Genomic DNA, 17,710 nt, shown 5'->3' with positions numbered 1-17,710 from the left:
CAACATCACATATTGACTCAATATAAATTAAGTTTCAGTTAACCCTCGCTCTGTAAGCTTGTAAATTGGCCAAATCTTACAAACAGCTCTGATACCCCATAAAATAAAAATCATTAATATATTGATAGGTATCAGGAAAAAGCCGAACGAAGGAAAATAATGACGCAACCTCATCAAACAATTAGCAAGGGAAGCCCTTCAGATATCGCCTCTAGCGGCGCATTTGTTCGCTTTTTGAACATAGTCGAGCGCTTAGGTAACTTGCTACCTCACCCCATTACTTTATTTGCTCTATTTTGTGTAGCGGTGATCCTTGCCAGTGGCATAGCCGGCTATTTTGAATTGTCGGTAATTGATCCTCGTCCTGAGGGCACAACGGGTAGAAGCCCTGATGGTTTAATTCATGTAGTGAGTTTACTCAGTGCTGAAGGATTACAGCGCATTGTATCAGGGCTGGTAACTAACTTTACTGGCTTTACACCGTTAGGTACTGTATTGGTTGCATTACTTGGTGTGGGTATTGCGGAGCGTTCGGGCCTATTATCCGCCGCGATGCGCTTATTGGTAATGGGATCATCAAAAAGATTAGTCACCTATACCATCGTTTTCGCAGGCATTATCTCTAACACAGCTGCTGAACTTGGCTATGTGGTGCTTATCCCAATGGCGGCAATGATTTTCCATTCATTAGGACGTCACCCTTTAGCGGGTTTGGCTGCTGCGTTTGCGGGGGTATCGGGCGGTTACAGTGCTAACTTATTACTCGGTACAGTTGACCCTTTATTGTCAGGCATTACTGAAGCCGCAGCGCAAATGATTGACCCAGAATATACCGTTGGCCCTGAGGTTAATTGGTACTTTATGTTTGCTTCGACGTTTTTAATTACCTTACTGGGTGGCCTAGTCACTGAAAAAATTGTTGAGCCTAAACTGGGTAAATATGATGCCAGTGAAGCCAGCGATTTAGACGTTCAAACCATGGATAAGGTGAATGATATTGAAAAGCGCGGCCTAAAAATGGCGGCGTTTGCAGCCATAGCTTTTTCAGCTCTTTTAGCGCTGACCATTATTCCTGAGAATGGGCCTTTACGACACCCTGAAACAGGTCTTGTGGCAGGTTCGCCTTTCTTAAAAGGCATTGTCGCCTTTATCTTTATTGGCTTTGCGATTCCAGGGCTGGTTTACGGTAAAGTGGTTGGCACCATGAAAAAAGATGTCGATGTAATTAATGCCATGTCGCACAGCATGAGTACTATGGGCATGTACATAGTTCTAGTATTTTTTGCCGCTCAGTTTGTGGCCTTTTTCAATTGGACAAACTTAGGCGCGGTTTTAGCTGTTGGTGGTGCTCAAGCCTTAAATGCCATTGGCTTAACGGGCCCGCTAGTGTTTGTATTATTTATTATGCTGTGTGGCTTTATCAACCTGATGCTTGGCAGTGCTTCGGCACAATGGGCCGTAACTGCACCGATTTTTGTGCCTATGTTGATGTTGGTAGGTTATGCACCAGAAACGATTCAAGCGGCTTATCGAATTGGTGATTCTGTAACTAACTTGATCACCCCTATGATGAGTTATTTCGGCCTAATTTTAGCAGTGGCTTGTCGTTATAAAAAGGACTTAGGCATAGGCACCTTGATTGCCACTATGTTGCCGTACACCATAGTTTTCTTTATTGGCTGGACGCTGTTTTTCTTCCTATGGGTATTTGTTTTAGGCTTACCTGTAGGGCCGAATGCGGCCACGTATTACACACCATAGCCCCAGCTTTAGTGCATACAAAACGCATCCCTTGGGATGCGTTTTTTGTGGCTAGTATGTGGGTGATATAACCATTGGCCAAGTATTAAAAATCGATAAGAATAGATAAAATCGTCGCCAATTTATTTTCTAACTCTTGCCACTCTGCATCGGGGTCCGATCCCGCAACCACTCCCGCCCCCGCATATAAACTAATTCTTCTAGGTTCAATTAGCGCACTACGGATGGCCACTGAAAACTCTGACTCATAATGATTAAAATAACCGCATGCCCCTGCGTACCATCCCCGCGCGTAACCTTCTCGCTGGCGAATAAAGTTCATAGCACTATTTCGAGGCAGTCCTCCTACGGCTGGCGTGGGGTGTAATGCACGTAATAAATCAAAATCGTTAACACCCGCCTTTAATTCGGCACGGATCGATCTGTGTAAATGCTGAATGTGGGTTAATTTGAATATTTTCGCTTTTTCATCTGCGCCGACATATTGGCTTAACGGCTTAAGTACATCGACAATATGTTGTCTTACTAACTGGTTTTCATGGCTATTTTTAACATCATCGAGTAGTTGTTGTGCCAGTAAATCATCTTGTTCTTGGTTTAGTCCACGGATAGTTGTGCCCGCTAATGCCTCAGTGAATAACTCGTTCTGGCGACGCAAATAGAGGCGTTCGGGTGAACAGGAAATAAATGTGCGTTCTGGGCTAAATTGGAACCCAAACTGAAAACTATTAGGATTGCGACCTTGCCAGCACGCCAATACTGTCCAAGGATCAAGTTGCTCGGTTATTTCAATTTGAGTTTGACGAGACAACACCACTTTTGGAGTGGTCTTATTGAAGTTGTGTTGCGTTACCTGCTCAACTAGCTCTCGCCATCTATCTTTATCAGGTAAGTCACTGCGGCTCATCAAACGCGTTTTATTCGGCGGTGATAACGGCTTAGGTTTTTCTATCTTGGCGATGGCATCTAACGCCAGCTGATACTCTAAATCACGATTTTGGTTATCAAAATTGAGATTTAGCAAAATTTTTATTTTCTGGCCACTGCGCCTAAGCTCAATGCGTGGCAATACAAATCGCGCTCGGCCGAACTCCGGCCAACATGCTACCGTGCGGTCAAATGCAACCCCACCATAATAACGTAAGTCTTGGCTAGTTCCTTTGCCTCGTTGGGCTTGGTAATCTGCGGCAAGTTGATGATCATCGACCTGATCTTGATAATAAAACTGCTTACAAATTCCAATGGCCGCAACTTCTTCGATTTTGTCGCGGCCATGCCAATAAATTCGCGGATATTGTGTTTGGGCACTTAACCACGACAATAGGGGCACTGCGGGAGCTTCTACTGATAATTGCACAATGGGCGTCATATCAGACGCCTGCATAACTTGTTCAAGCTTTTGCTTTAACTCATTAAATTGTGAACTAAAAAAGTGGCCAGACAATGTCGACTCCGATCTATGGCAATAAGCGCTTAACGTTAATCAACCAATCATTTACTGTCAATCATCCGTAGCCTAGGCTGTGATCTATACTTAGCTAATATTCATAAGCTGATATAACGATTACTTATGTTATATACTATAACTTGTGTTATAAACTGTTACTTACTACATCGATTACCTATGCAGTAAATTTAACCCCCCAAGGACGGCTTATCTTTAAATGACACAATAATAATTCGAAATTTCGTTAAGTGCATTTTGACCTTGAGGGCGCTAGACAAATGAGTGATTCTGTTGAATCTTCAAACATCATAAAACTCCCTGTTTCCAAATTAAACTTGGGAATGTTTGTTACGGCAATAGATCGCAACAACAGCACAGTTGCCATTGCCAATGCCGGTCAAATAAAAAGCCGTGAATCTGTTGCACAATTAGTCAAAAATAATATCAAACATGTCTGGGTAGATATCGACCGCTCATCGGATACCTGCGGTCTGAAAAAAGCTAAACCACATGAGGTACCCGGCAAACCTTTAGCAAAAAAAGCTAACCTTAGCCGCGATGCTCAGCAGGCTCAAGCCAAGCAGCTATTAAATGAAGCAAAGGGTTTAATTAAGAAAGTGCTGTCAGAGACCTTTGAAGGCAAAGCTGTAGAGGTTGCCCCTTTTGAAGCGGTTGCTGACAAAATGATTGAATCGGTAATGGATGATGCCGATGCGTTTAAATGTATTTCGGCATTACGCACCAAAGATGCATATTTACTCGAACACTCTATTAACGTGGCTTTCTTACTGGTTACCTTTGGTAAACATTTAAAGTTGGATATTGATGTGCTTCGCCAAATGGCTGTTGGCGGCATTTTGCATGATATAGGTAAAGTGAAAGTTGATAATAAGATTTTACACAAACCCGGTAAGTTAACCCCTGAAGAGTTTGAGCACATGAAATTGCATCAAACTTATGCGGTTGAAATTATGGATGATACTCAAGGGTTATCGCAAATCAGTAAAGATGTGTGTTTAATGCATCATGAAAAATTAGACGGCAGAGGATACCCCAAGGGGCTCAAAGATGATGAAATTCCGATTCACGGAAGAATGAGCTGTATCGTCGATATTTTTGATGCCTTAACCGCCACGCGTTGTTATAAAGAAGCAATGAGCCCCGCCGCGGCATTCAAAATTCTCATTAGTTTAACGCCATTTCATTTAGATCAGTCTTTGGTATATGAATTTATTCGTTGTGTCGGTGTGTATCCCGTTGGCTCATTAGTACAGTTATCCGATGAGCGTGTCGGTATTGTGTGGGAAGCTAAAAACCGCGATGCTTTACACCCAATTGTGAAGTGTTTTTATTCTTTAAAACACCGACGCTATACCGAAGTCATCATGGTTGATTTATTAAAATCAGATCTGAATATTGAACGCGGTATTTCACCCAGCAGCTTAGATGTCGACCCAAGCCCTTTTTATTAACCTTGTGGGTTTTACTGATAAGTAATATCACCATACATGGGGGCAAGTCTTGCTAACAAAGCATTGCGGGTTGCCATTGGAATATCGTTTTGCTTCATAGCCGTAATTAAGTGGCCAACTAGTACATCAAAATCAGCTTGAGTGATATTAAGACCTTGATGAGCATTTAGCATACTTTCACCTTGATAGTCACACTCACCGCCTGCAACAACACATAAATGCTCGATTAAGCGCTGTCTAAAAATACTGATATCTGTTTCATTAAAGTGGTCAACTATGCGCTTATCTCGAGAAATCAGTAGCAGAAAATCATTGGTAATGAGTTCGAGTCCATGATACCCGCCCAATCGCTGATAAAGTAGATTAGTTGATGCGGGCGGAGTTGCACAACCTATGCAGGTTAGAAGTAAAATTACATTTAGTAAAAAAACGTACTCCTTTTTCATAATGCCCCCTCAACAGACAAGTACCAACCATTTTGATGAGCGAAACCGGCAATACCACCTAAATCGGTATATGCGGCTGTAACCGAGAGGTGTTTATTTACAAACCAAGCTAAAAAAATATCTTGCCAATCATCTTCTTTTGCAAAATCTAGCTGATTTGGTTTTTGCCTATATTCATATCCCAAAGCGATGTCATCCCTTAGCAACACAGCGACTGACCCTTCTAGCATTACTTGATAATCGCTTGAATGAGTACTCCCAAATCCAAGCAAACCTATTTGGTTAGCTTCGGTGGCTCGAAGCGTGCCGTTGAGTAAAATGTTTCTCCCTGCGATGGCGTCGAAAAAGACCTTGCTTGAGGCAATGTAAATATCTAACCCGGCATCATTTGCAGCACCAACCGCTGAGGGCAAACCAAAATCAGCCACCTTTTTATACTGCAACCCAACACTGATCTGCGGTATGCTGGTATAAAGTAACTCTCCGACCAATTTATACTTTATCCCCCAAACATCCTGCCCTAATGAGCCACCTAATGTATCTAAATCAAATGTTTGTCTTGCGAAGCTCAACTCTAATCGATTGTCATAGCTAACAGAAGCACCAAGCACACGTAAGGTAAAGTCATCAACAGCTACTGATGTTGCCACCGCAGTAGCTGCCCATTCATCACTGCTACCGTAACCATTTACCACAGCCCACGGAACAATACCTCCGCCACCAGCACCTTCTATTTGAGTAGCTCCTCCGGTTGCAATTATCTTCGTTGTCTGTGCATTACTATGGGGCGACAAAATCATCCCCATAAGCATGGAGATTAGGACAACGACTGGTCGAATACTCTGCATTTTGACTTCCATGCTATGCTGATTGATCTGCTTTATGGTTAAAGTTAGTCACCCACGCCTGAAACTCAACCGCTTTGATAGGTTTTGAGTAGACATAGCCTTGAATAATATCGCACCCCATTTTTTGTAAAATATCGATTCCTAACGGGGTTTCAACCCCCTCTGCCACAACGGATAAATGCAGGCCCTTTATTAGCTTTATGCTGGTATCGACAATCATGTGGTCTGTTGCATTTTGATGAATATCTTTAATAAAACTGCGGTCAATTTTGACTTCATTAACGGGTAATAGTTTTAAATAAGCTAATGACGAATGTCCAGTACCAAAGTCATCGATGGCAATATGAAAACCCTTCGCTTCAAACTGATTAAGCACATGAATGGTTGTTTCAGTGTCTGTCATCACCGCACCTTCGGTAACTTCAATAGCAAGCGTATAGGTCGGTAGGTTAATGGTATTCATTTGCTCGGCAAGGCGCATAGGCAATGTATCATCCATTAAATCATGCGCGGATAAATTAATTGCCACGGTGATATCTAGTCCTTGCTGGTGCCAAGCACTTGCTTGTGCTATAGCCTCCGCGATAACCCATTCACTTATCATTGATATGTTGCCTGAATTTTCTGCCAATTTAATAAACTCATCCGGAGGGATAAAACCGAGCTCAGGGTGTTGCCAACGAATAAGGGCTTCTGCGGCATAACAGGTATTTTTTTGTATATTGACTTTAGGTTGATAAACTAAATGCAGCTGCCCTTGGGTTAATGCTAGAGGCAAATCGCGCACCAAGGACAATTCACGCTGATATTTAGCATCATCTCCTTCCTGATAAACGTATGCATCTTCACCTTGATTACAAGCATGGTTTAACGCAATTTCAACGTGCCTAAATAGGGTATCAGTGTGCAGGTACAGCCCGTTTAATTGCACTATTCCCGCTCTGATAGCTAGAGTAATTTTTGAACCTGCCACATTAAATGGCATCACAACACCATAAAGATGGTGAGCAAGTTCAGCTTTTTCTATCTCATCCGCTAATAGTAATAAAAAAGCATCGCCGTCTAGTCTTGCCAATAAGGTGACATCTAAGGCCAAGCGACTTAATCGTTCAGCAAAACTAACAAGTAACTGATCACCATTAGCAAAACCAATGATGTCGTTTACTTGTCTAAAATGCTTGATGTCGATCAACAGCAAAGTACCTGTTAACCCGATGATCTGTTGGCTTATTTTCGTCTCTGCAGCAAAACGATTTAGCAATCCTGTTAAAGAGTCATGTTCAGATTGATAAAGTAGATCTTGTTCGCGTTGCTCAATATTGTTTCGCATTGTTGATAAGGTATCAGCCAGTGTTTGTAACTCTGCTGGTGCCCCCTCTATTTTAGATGGGTTTTCGCCCTGACCCACTTTTTTAGCGAAATGAACAAGCGCATCTATCGGTTTGGTGAGTCCACTTGTTACCCACATCGCAACAATAAAAGCTAAAATTGAGGTCAATGCAAATATCATCAACATATTATTACGTAGCTGTTGATAGCTTGCTTGCCAGCGTTGATTAGATTGATGCAGGACAACCCATTGCGATTCACTTTTTAAATCAAGTTGAATCACCTGAGACAAATAATTCTCAGGGTAGTTATCTTGTACGGCGAGAGTTGTATCGGTGAAATTGACAGAAGCTTGAGCTAACTGCTCGGATAACGCTCTCGGTAAGGTTGATACAATTTCTATTCTTTGCGATGTTGAATTAATAAAACTGATATCAATACCTGTCATTGCTTTTGCTTGTTTGGCGACTTTCTCATCCAACAAAAAGCCCATTCCTACCCATGCAATTAATGTAGGGGCTTTAACTGGTTGAAACACGAACTGATAGCTTGCGTGATTAAAATTCAAAATTACAAAATTGTTTTCAGCATTGTTGTGCTGAATAAATAAGTCATTAACATCATCTTCCGTTAAACCAGATAAGCTTGATGATAAGAGCTTACCTTGCGGGGATAATAATATTGCAGCATTAGCATTAATTCTTTTACCATGATTAGATAAAACAGAAGAGATGGTTTCTTGTTCTTTTGTTGCCACAGCCCGCTTGAAACCAAAATCAGCGCTAAGCAATAAAAGGCTCTGATTTAGTTGTAAATTACGATTAGCCAGCATGTCACTAAAAACATTAATACCAACCTTTAAACGCTGAATTTGTTGCTGCCGGCTAGCATTTTGCGTTGCGTTCAATACAAACAGTGCCGTCAACAACTGTATAACTGTCAATACAGCTAAGAGCACTAGAATGATCCGATGCCGAAAACTAGTCCGCATGAATATTTTCACTTTCATTTGACGTGGAGTTTAATGTAAAACCTGATGGTGGAGAGCTAGGCTTCTCCTGATAATGCACATCTACCTTTAAATCAATCACCCTCTCTTCTTCAATTAAGTCAAAAGCGCTGTCGTCAAAAGGCTTAGTCAGCCAAGGATGCCATACTTTTACGGTATATTTACCCGGTAATAAATCATTAAACACAACTTCCCCTTGTGCATTACTCACGGCATAGAACGGACTTTGAGCAACATAGATAAATGCTTGCATATAATCATGAATATTACAGCCTATTGCCACGACACCTGGCTGTTCAAACTCTATTGGCGCCTCTAGCTTGCCAACATATAGCTTTAACTCAAAGGTTTTGGCCGGTGAGAAAGAATAAACATGATGACGTGTGCGATCAAAGTTAGGAAACTCGACCTTATCCCCTTGCTGTACTGCCAGCACAAAGGGAGAAAATATACGATTTGATTGCTTCATTTCATGAATATTAACAGCAGGTGAAGAGACAGGATTTTCAGCCACTAACTCCACGACAGCATCACTAACCCCTGCCAAGCTTGTATCGCTCAAATGAAACCGCACAGAAGCAGCATAAAGAGGAAGCGATAACAAAAAGTAGGCTGTCACAATAAGTACCTGAAAACGACAAATTAGCATCTGAATCTCGATTCTGTTAATAAATCATGTAGCGTAAAACTAGGTATGTGTATAAAAGTTAAGCCTAACCTGCTCAATCCTAGTGAATAAGTCACATCCATTTACACCACCGTTATTATTGTATTTAGCTAAAGTATTTTAACTAAAAACAACCACCTTACTACGTTATTGGCATGAAAATAGTTCTGCTAAAAATATAAACCACACTTCACTCGCTTAATAGTAGCCTAAAATGTATCTGACATACCTAAAGTAAGAGTCAATTTATTAGAAACATCATTGTATTAGCAATACTATCTAGTTTTCATTAGATAACTCGAATGGGAAACATTTTCACGCTATGTTCTCGATACCGAAATAATCGCACTGGATGGTTTCATGGTATTGACCACATCATAGTGCATCACATCAATCTCCAATAATTATGCCTGACGGTTTAATATCAAGAGCTGCAATCGGTTATGACATAGTTAAAATTGATATTGGCGTAAAATTGCCAGTTTCTTCGATAATATAATTCTGATATTGACGATTATATGGAGGGGAAATGGCACAATTATGGTTATCTCATAAATTAAAAACCACTGCGATTATTACCTTGTGTATTATCGCAGTGATAGCTTCAGTGCAAACCACTGGTTTAACGCGTGCGCTAATAGAGCTAGTTGCCTTTGTTAGTCTGATTTGGCTGGCTTTATCAAAGCCAGATATCAAGCAGCACGATTGTCACTTACGCGGTGAGTAATATCACCGCTAGCTGCAACAGTTAAAACCTCACAATATAAAACAATGATGCCCCGCCGATAGCAAACCAGAGTAGCACGCCTAATAACAATGGCTTAGGTCCATTAGCACGCATTTTCTTCACGGTAATGGCTGCCCCAATTAAGAATAAGCACAGCACTAACACTTGCTTTGAAACACTAAATAGTAAGCTGTAAAGAGCCTGGCCTTGTGGCACAAAATAAGCCACTAAAATTGCCACACAATAAAAGATAATAAAAAATGGAATGGTAATTTTGCTCTTATCGCCGCCAAATGCAATCGCACTTAATAATGCTACAGGAATAATCCACAGTGCACGGGCCAGTTTTACTGTGGTCGCAGTTTTCAATGCTTCATCGCCATAAGCCGATGCGGCACCAACTACAGAAGAAGTGTCGTGAATAGCAATCGCACTCCACACACCAAAATCATATTGCGATAATTGCAATGCATGGCCTATGGTAGGGAACACAAAAAGCGCAATTGAATTGAGTAAAAATACGCAGGCTAATGACACTGCAATTTGATCGTTTTTGGCATTAATTGCCGGAGCAACAGCTGCAATTGCACTGCCACCACAAATAGCTGTACCACAGCTGATTAAATGCCCGGTTTTACTATCTAGCCCCATTATGCGGGTTAGGCCATAACCCAAAACCAAGGTGAAAAAAATAGAACCGACAATTAATCCAAGGTTACTGCTGCTGGCTTCTATGGCTTCAGGCAGATTGATACCAAAACCTAATCCAACAATAGAATAAGCGAGCAATTTTTTGGTCCATTTACCCAGATCAATATTTTCAGGCACAAGCCCAATACTGGCCAGGGTAAATCCCATCAGTAAAGCCACAGGGGAGGATATCAAGGGCGTTAAGCAAAACAGGCCCATTAAAATGAATAGCCATAATTTATAATTTTTAACAGGTGAGTTGAGCATAAGAAAACTCATTTAAAAAGCAGTGCGCTATTGTAGCAATTTGAATCTTATCAAACGATGTTTAACGTCGAGATTTGCAATTCATCAACAAATTATTCAACCATAGGCAACGTTTAATACACTGAAAGACATTTAGATGCTGTTGACCTATGGAAGTGAATTTACAGCAATTGAATATTTGCTCTTAAATCTCATTGGGTAATCTCTTAACCCGTTGAGGTAAAATAACCGATAACTCAGAAAAAATTAACATCCAACACTAACTAAGAGTTAGGTTAAAAAATACTAATGAAACCTTACTTAAACAGGCTGAAACATAGCGCGTTTCAACTCCTTCTTTGCGGATGAATTATACTGACAAAATATTAAGTGATGTAAGTTTTGTTACATCAAAAAGCCAGTGGCATTACCTACTGGCTTTTCAGTTGTCGCGGCTCATCGAGTAAGCTTAGCGCTGATGCATAGCATAATCGCTACCATCTTTCGCAGTGAACACTTTACAACGGCCGTCTGTTGGTTTGCAGCTTGAATGTAATAAGCTGATCCACTGTTTGTAAGGTGTTGGTAAGTTTTTAATCGGCATTTCAATTTGAATATCTTCAATGTTAGCTAAATCATGACTACCCATTTCACCTTGACGGTCAAAACATATCTCAACATGGGTATCATTGTTTTTTAACACTACCGATGATGGCTCACTCTTATGGCCTGTTAATGCCACAAATTGACAAGGATTTTGCAATCCACATTGAGTACCATCTTTTAAGAATGCTAAAAGATGAGTGTAATAAACAACATAGCTTGTCACATCTTGATGCGAACCTGTTGCTAATGGGAACTGGGCGTCTAACAATTCTTTCGCATTAATCGAGCGATCTAATTTATTAGTTGTTGCCACAAATTGCTCACCAATGAAGTGGTTAAGGTTTTGGGTCGCTTTGGTATTTGCTTGAGTAGACATATTCATAGCCTTATCCTCTTCTTTTCAATAGTAGGTCACATTAATTTATTTATAGTCATTCAAAATGGTTTTGAATTAAGCCTTGTTCACAGCTTGATTTTTAGTCTATGCTATTTTTACAAACAATTTCACAATAAAAATTTTACAGTGTGAATTATACAAATGAGAAATGAAAAAAGCTTAATGCGAAAGACCCACTTTCTGGGCACCAAGATAAGAAACTTGCGTAAACGCAATAACTTAACCATGGAAGATCTCTCTGCCCGCTGCATGCGAGTGGACTCAAGCAATTCACCTTCGGTGTCATACTTATCCATGATTGAGCGCGGAAAACGGGTGCCAAGTGCGGATATGTTGGCTGTTATCGCCGCTGTTTTTCAAAAAGAAGTTGAATGGTTTCTTGACGATGTGCCCGAAGAGCATGCCATTACACCAGAAAAAGGCAGTAAAGGTGGTATTAGCGGTATGCCACTTGAGCCAAGCTTTTTATTTTCGAATGATATTTTACAAATTGCGATCCCTGAGATGCTGTCACAAACAGGCACTTCGGGTAGACAGTTTGCCCATTTGTTGATCCGCGCCCACCAAGAACATCATCAAAATCACTTTCCTGATTTGGAGCGTGCCGCTGAAGATGTGGGATTAAAGCGTATGCCATTAATGGCCGACGACATGCTAACCATTGCCGCAAGAATGGGCTTAGTGATTAAATGGATTGACCGCACACCACAAGAGATACGCGATGAAATGGGGGCCAGCTCTCGCCAGTTAGTGACCTCATTTTTTGAGCCGCCTAGCACGATTTATTTGAACAACACCCTCAAAAATCGTCCTCACCGTCTGAAATATGACTTAGCTGTGCATATTGGCCACTGTGTTTTACACAATAAAGATGGCTTGAAATCGGTGATGACCTCAGGTCGTAAAGAAGAAGGTGATGATAATAGTATTCCGCAATCAAACACCTTAAATGCGCAAGATATTTTGCATGCCTGGCGTGATTTTGAGTCGAGCTTTTTTGCTGGCGCCCTGCTGTGTCCTAAAGTACCTTTTAGGCAATTACTCGACCGTCATGGTTATGAAATTAGTGTCCACAAACAGTTACAGGTATCGGCATCGGTTGCGATGCGCCGAATGACGGTTGTGTCGCCTTATCCGCATTGGCATTTCTTTGATGCCTACGCCCCTGGTAAGCTCAAGGCGGTTTATCGTGGTAATGGGATCCCGCTGCCGTGGGGTAATATGCGCTTAGTAGAAGATCCCTGTCAGCACTGGGCGGTATTTAGGATGATCAACGAGCCGTCATCGGGTACATCGGCACAAATTTCAATCTTAAATGTGGGTAATCAACCGCGGATATACTGTTGTGAATCTATTAAAGTAGAAGACTCCGCAGGAAATCCCCATGTGTTATGTGCCGGCATAGATTTAAATCCTGCCATTGATGCACAAGGTAAAGATTCACTGTCCATTGCCCATGATTTAAAACAGGCTTGTGCATCCAATGGCGGCTCGATTGAGATCCCAAAACACATTAAAAAAGACCTTACCAGCGTGGCAAAAATCCTTAATATTAATTGGATTGAACGGGGAATTAAAAATGATGCCCGCTTAATTTGCTCACGCGGTGCCGTCTGCCCACGGCAGCCCAGCTGTTACTCTGCCGGTAAAAATTTATGTGAAGATAACTAATTTTGAGTCCCAACTAATCCAAAAGTACTTGCCAAGTCGAAGCTCTCACAACGACTTGGCAAGATAACAGGCACCTAACAGCGACACTTCGTCCAACGACACTGAACAAACATCATTTTAGCGAGGCAAGACATGCCCATCATCACAATAGATTAATCATCTATTTACTCTTAAAGACAAAAAGCAAATTTTAATACTACACTTAACTTGGTGTTATACTTCACGAAAATGTATTAAAAGGGACCTTAACTCAACACGACCATGGCAAAATCTATCGTGCGTTTCTTTTGCTTTCTGTGTTCTCTTGTTGCAATCGCGGCAGGTGCGACCCCCTATATTGAAATAGATGGCAGCGAAACCATTAAGCTAGTTGAAGATAATCTCTGGTTAAAAACCCAACCTCAAAATTCCACCCCAAGTTTTGAACAGATCAGTCATTTATTTGCCCGAGCGGAACCCGTTTCGTCCACCATCGGCGGTACAGGTGCATATGTCACCAAAATTAACATCAGCAATACTTTTTCCAGCCAACAAGCCCGCTTTGTTAAACTGCATTCAAACTACTTAGATATCGGCACGGCCTATTGGCAACCGGAACAAGGTGAAGCAATCGATTTAAAAAGTTTTGGCCAAATGGATGGCACAAATCCCAAATTAGCCCATTCTCAGGCATTTTCAATCGCCTTAAACAACCAGGCAAACGGGACGCTGTGGATATACATACAAGCTAAACAATTTGCCACACCCGTTACGGTAACGATTTACTCTGAACCCGCTTTTTACCAAGACCAGTTTGCAACTAACAGTATCAGCACGATAACGTTTTCAGTGATGTTAACGCTGGGGTTAATTGCCTGTTTCATTTATTTCAGAACCCAATATTTAGTTACTCTAGCCTGTGCGGGATATATTGGGTTACATGGTTTAGGTTGGTTTGTCGCCTCTGGTAGCTTTGGGCATTTGTTTAATGGACTGCCGTTTAATCCGGTTTACCTTGGCATGCTTATTTTTCCATTTGCCATTGCCTGTGCATGTCAATTCACTAAATTGTTGTTTAACTGCCAGCAAGATCACCCAAGATTAGCAACTGCATTTAACGCGCTTGCGCTTGCCAGTATTATTGTGGGCATATTAATGCTTTTTATGTCCTTTAATGATGCCTTTATACTTTCACATGTGGTTGCCGCGGTCTGGACTCCGCTCTGTATTGGCACAGGCTTATTTATGCTGAGTAAAAACGATTTTAGAGCCAAATATTATCTCATTGGTAATCTGGTATATGGCTTATCATTAAGCTTTTATATTGTATCCCACCTGTTGAAGTTGAACGGCAATATTTATCCAGAGCTTATTGTGCAAATTGCATTAACTATTGATTGTGCCTGCATTTTAATGTCTTTAGCCGAATGGTTACAAATACAGCAAAAAGAATATCGCCATAGCTATGCGGTTTCACGTATTGACCCGCTAACCCAAATTGGTAACCGTTTTGCGCAAACAGAAAAGTTAGCAAGCTTAACTGGCGGTTATTGTCTGACGTTTATAGATCTTGATGGTTTTAAGGCGATTAATGATAAGCATGGCCATGACATGGGCGATAAATGTTTGATTGATACGGTTGACGTGATCCAGAATCACTTAGACAGGCTTGGAGTGATTTTCCGTTCCGGCGGTGATGAGTTTATTTTAGTGACCGATGTTGCGGATGTGGAACACTCAAAGCGACTCGTTAAAACAATTTCCACAGCATTATTAAACGCAGACAAAGCATTACAGCAAACAAAATGGCAAGGTATTGGCTTTAGTTTTGGAATTGCCAGCAGTTTTGAAACCGATAGCCAATCTGATTGCTTAGCACTCGCCGACCAACGCATGTACCAACATAAACAAGATAAAAAGAATGCACGCCATGCTTATACCCAAACAACCTGAAGATGCTCGATTTCAGCAAGAATTTACACGCGTTTAGGCAAGGCATTGATTGCGGGTAATGGTTATTCCCTTTTCAAAACCAATAACGCAGCATAAACGCGTGTAAAACTTGCCCTCAGGGAGTTTCACCGTGTTCCCCTGATTTTTAAATCAAGAGCGTTGTTGCGCTAATTTATAAGGTACCTACATTACCGCATTAACGCGCCTAGTATTGAAAACACGGTGAAGCTCTGAAACACGTATCTTCAAGTTGTTTGGGTATATACTCATGCAATCAAACCGACTTAAATCGGCTCCCGTTTCGCTTATCAATAATGAATCATTAACACAAACGAGAACGGGCTTTCTGGGTGACTTAACGGAGAAATTTAACAACTTTTAACAGCCAATAACAATGATCTCGCCTAAGCCCATTGGCTGTAGGGTATTTTCATCAAAGTAGAGTTGTAATATCGATTATCGCCAGTGACCTCGTCACCTAACCAATCGGGTTTAGACACAGCTTGCTGCTCTGTGGCGAGCTCCAACTCGGCCACAATCAACCCCTGATTATCACCATAAAACTCATCCACTTCAAAAACCTGCTGCTGAAATTCCACTAAATAACGGGTTTTATCTATAACCCCAGACTCACACAATTTAAGTAACGCTTGTGCCTCTGACACACTGATTTCTTTTTCCCACTCAAAGCGTGATAATCCCGCCTGATCACTTAACCCTTTAATGGTTAAGAAGCCTTGATTACCCATAATTCTAACCCTCACAGTTCGGGCTTTATCTGAATTCAAATAGCCTTGGGTAATCCTTGTAGCCTTATGAGATAAAGCTTTAAATTGATCACTATTAACCAGATACTTACGTTCAATTTCAACTGCCATCATTCACATTCTTATTTAAAAATAATAATCGTATTATTCAAGCTTCGCTGGTGTTTGTATAGTTAATCACAAGCAATTCATTTCACTGAGTCGTTAAAGCCGTATAAACGACACTATGATGACTTAACATGACCAACACAACTTCCATGCTGTATATGGAATTTCATCCTAGATGATTTTCATTCAAGTCCCACTAGAGATATTTGCCTGCCCATAGTGACAGGTAACAACATGCGTTAATTCATTGTAACCAAACTACAGGCACAAATATTGGTACTAGGTAAAAAGTACAGCAGTGCTAAGTTTTTGTCTGAATTAGTTTTAACTATCTGAATGGTAAGATTATGAACGCCCTCTTTAGCAATATTACGTAAGGCGAATGCTTGCACATGAGTAGCATGTTGCGGTAATGACAATTGCTGATTATGGCGAATAAGCTCGCTTTGGGTCAGATTAAGAATGTAAATATCCTTTTCTTTATAAGCACTTAAAATACCCCCTTTAAGATGTAGCGTGGCAATTGACTCACCGTCTTCAGAAAAATAGCGATAGCTAATACTGGCTGAACGTTTTTGCAAACTAAAATCAGCAATCATTATATTTTTTTCAATGGCTTGGGTTTGAGGATTGGCGGCCACCAGCTCATTTTGACATGATAAAACGATGCTCACTTCAGACGCTTTAAGATGCTGATAAATCACTAAACTACATAGCAAAAAGCTAATACCAAACGCGCCAAACCACTGCATTTTTTTAGTCACAGAGTGATACCTCCTGCAGCCAATTTTGAGAAATAAAATTTGGCCGCAGAGTAAAATCACTGGTTTTAATGTTTCTCACCAGTAACTCACCATTGCTTGAATAGCCTTCCATCGAAATATTTAGCACTTGCATATCATTGGACAGCGCTAAATACACATCTCGCCATTTAACTTTGGGGCACAAATTAAGCGCGGCAATTATTTTTAGCTCCATATTGGAGACTTGTTGCGATGATTTTTTAGGTGACTGTAACCATATTAAATCAATTTGTTGATGATTATTTAATGTGACGATACGGCTTTCTCGTACCGGAGACTCCGCGGTCTTGAACCAAATATACTGATGCATGGCGGTGATCAATAGCATCACAACCAACAACATAATACTGCAGGCCAACACTAGGTGTTTTTTTCGTCTTGCGAGCTGTTGCTGCCATTCTGGTGAAGGTGTGGATATATTTAAACGGTAACCTTTTTTGGGCAGCGTCTCGATTAAATCAATATTGGGCTCACCAAAATATTTACGTAAAGTGAATACCGCCTTTGCGACGGCCGATTCACTCATTACCGCTTGTTGTGAACCCGCACAGGATAATTGCCCTTTCGACATAACTTGATTGGGATGATTAACTAGCTGCTCGAGCACTTGCGCTTCAGTACGCGTGAGATGATGTTGAGTTTGAGTTTCGGTATTAATCAACAAACTGTTGCTTATATCAAACTCAAATGCTTTTAGCCTCATAATGTGTCTTGTCTGTTAGCGATATCGTTAATGTTACGATAATTGTCTAGATTAAACCGCCTCACAACTCACACTTTGGTT

At 41.0% G+C, this 17,710-nt stretch carries 15 protein-coding genes; 5 read left to right on the top strand and 10 right to left on the bottom strand.

All coding sequences use genetic code 11. The features are described 5' to 3' along the window. Positions 1 to 159 precede the first annotated feature (159 nt). Positions 160 to 1,761 (top strand): AbgT family transporter, encoded by a 1,602-nt coding sequence (locus tag IEY03_RS11615; RefSeq protein ID WP_188841804.1) that lies wholly within the window; start codon positions 160 to 162, stop codon positions 1,759 to 1,761. A gap of 85 nt (positions 1,762 to 1,846) precedes the next feature. Here the strand turns inward: IEY03_RS11615 and IEY03_RS11610 are convergent, their stop codons facing one another. After that, the gene (locus IEY03_RS11610) at positions 1,847 to 3,205 is read right to left on the bottom strand and encodes an isochorismate synthase (RefSeq protein ID WP_346056342.1); all 1,359 of its coding nucleotides are present in this window, start codon (positions 3,203 to 3,205) and stop codon (positions 1,847 to 1,849) included. A gap of 281 nt (positions 3,206 to 3,486) precedes the next feature. Here IEY03_RS11610 and IEY03_RS11605 point away from each other — a divergent pair, with 281 nt between their 5' ends. Next, positions 3,487 to 4,680 carry a cyclic di-GMP phosphodiesterase gene (locus tag IEY03_RS11605; RefSeq protein WP_188841802.1) on the top strand — a complete coding sequence of 398 codons (1,194 nt, stop codon included), beginning with the start codon at positions 3,487 to 3,489 and terminating at the stop codon, positions 4,678 to 4,680. Positions 4,681 to 4,691: 11 nt separating this feature from the next. Here IEY03_RS11605 and IEY03_RS11600 read toward each other — a convergent pair whose 3' ends face one another. Genes IEY03_RS11600 through IEY03_RS11585 form a run of 4 tightly spaced genes read right to left on the bottom strand, consistent with a single transcriptional unit; the run spans position 4,692 to position 8,961 of the window. Further along, positions 4,692 to 5,126 (bottom strand): group I truncated hemoglobin, encoded by a 435-nt coding sequence (locus IEY03_RS11600; RefSeq protein ID WP_188841800.1) that lies wholly within the window; start codon positions 5,124 to 5,126, stop codon positions 4,692 to 4,694. After that, positions 5,123 to 5,938 (bottom strand): DUF3034 family protein, encoded by an 816-nt coding sequence (locus IEY03_RS11595; RefSeq protein WP_373290864.1) that lies wholly within the window; start codon positions 5,936 to 5,938, stop codon positions 5,123 to 5,125. The genes IEY03_RS11600 and IEY03_RS11595 overlap by 4 nt, the downstream gene beginning before the upstream one ends. 49 nt (positions 5,939 to 5,987) lie before the next feature. Beyond that, positions 5,988 to 8,294 (bottom strand): putative bifunctional diguanylate cyclase/phosphodiesterase, encoded by a 2,307-nt coding sequence (locus IEY03_RS11590; RefSeq protein ID WP_188841796.1) that lies wholly within the window; start codon positions 8,292 to 8,294, stop codon positions 5,988 to 5,990. Next, positions 8,284 to 8,961 (bottom strand): methylamine utilization protein, encoded by a 678-nt coding sequence (locus IEY03_RS11585; RefSeq protein WP_188841794.1) that lies wholly within the window; start codon positions 8,959 to 8,961, stop codon positions 8,284 to 8,286. The genes IEY03_RS11590 and IEY03_RS11585 overlap by 11 nt, the downstream gene beginning before the upstream one ends. 547 nt (positions 8,962 to 9,508) lie before the next feature. Between IEY03_RS11585 and IEY03_RS11580 the strand changes: the two genes are divergently transcribed. Next, on the top strand, positions 9,509 to 9,706 hold the full coding sequence (locus IEY03_RS11580; protein ID WP_188841792.1) for a hypothetical protein: 198 nt from the start codon (positions 9,509 to 9,511) through the stop codon (positions 9,704 to 9,706). 21 nt (positions 9,707 to 9,727) lie between these two features. On the opposite strand, the gene IEY03_RS11575 is transcribed toward IEY03_RS11580, so the two are convergent. Continuing rightward, positions 9,728 to 10,663, bottom strand: a complete 936-nt coding sequence (locus tag IEY03_RS11575; protein ID WP_373290861.1) for a YeiH family protein — start codon at positions 10,661 to 10,663, stop codon at positions 9,728 to 9,730. A 448-nt stretch (positions 10,664 to 11,111) separates the two neighbouring features. Beyond that, complete coding sequence (locus IEY03_RS11570) at positions 11,112 to 11,630, bottom strand: aldolase/citrate lyase/malate synthase family protein (protein WP_188841772.1); 519 nt, start codon at positions 11,628 to 11,630, stop codon at positions 11,112 to 11,114. 156 nt (positions 11,631 to 11,786) lie between these two features. Between IEY03_RS11570 and IEY03_RS11565 the strand changes: the two genes are divergently transcribed. Together IEY03_RS11565 and IEY03_RS11560 are read left to right on the top strand one after the other, a co-directional pair. Next, a complete protein-coding gene (locus tag IEY03_RS11565) occupies positions 11,787 to 13,316 on the top strand; it encodes a DUF3612 domain-containing protein (RefSeq protein WP_188841770.1) in 1,530 nt (509 codons plus the stop codon). Positions 13,317 to 13,577: 261 nt separating this feature from the next. Next, positions 13,578 to 15,248: a GGDEF domain-containing protein gene (locus IEY03_RS11560; RefSeq protein ID WP_188841769.1), complete on the top strand. Its 1,671-nt coding sequence runs from the start codon at positions 13,578 to 13,580 to the stop codon at positions 15,246 to 15,248. Positions 15,249 to 15,652: 404 nt separating this feature from the next. On the opposite strand, the gene IEY03_RS11555 is transcribed toward IEY03_RS11560, so the two are convergent. The 3 genes from IEY03_RS11555 to IEY03_RS11545 form a co-directional block, all read right to left on the bottom strand. Beyond that, complete coding sequence (locus tag IEY03_RS11555) at positions 15,653 to 16,129, bottom strand: CYTH domain-containing protein (protein WP_229778292.1); 477 nt, start codon at positions 16,127 to 16,129, stop codon at positions 15,653 to 15,655. A 233-nt stretch (positions 16,130 to 16,362) separates the two neighbouring features. Beyond that, complete coding sequence (locus IEY03_RS11550) at positions 16,363 to 16,887, bottom strand: hypothetical protein (RefSeq protein ID WP_188841767.1); 525 nt, start codon at positions 16,885 to 16,887, stop codon at positions 16,363 to 16,365. Further along, a complete protein-coding gene (locus IEY03_RS11545) occupies positions 16,880 to 17,629 on the bottom strand; it encodes a winged helix-turn-helix domain-containing protein (protein WP_188841765.1) in 750 nt (249 codons plus the stop codon). Before IEY03_RS11545 ends, IEY03_RS11550 begins: the two co-directional genes overlap by 8 nt. Between the last annotated feature and the right edge of the window lie 81 nt (positions 17,630 to 17,710).

The sequence above is a fragment of the Shewanella aestuarii genome (assembly GCF_014647215.1).
In the GTDB taxonomy this organism is placed as follows: Bacteria; Pseudomonadota; Gammaproteobacteria; order Enterobacterales; family Shewanellaceae; genus Shewanella; species Shewanella aestuarii.
This window is presented reverse-complemented; position numbering and strand designations above follow the sequence as displayed.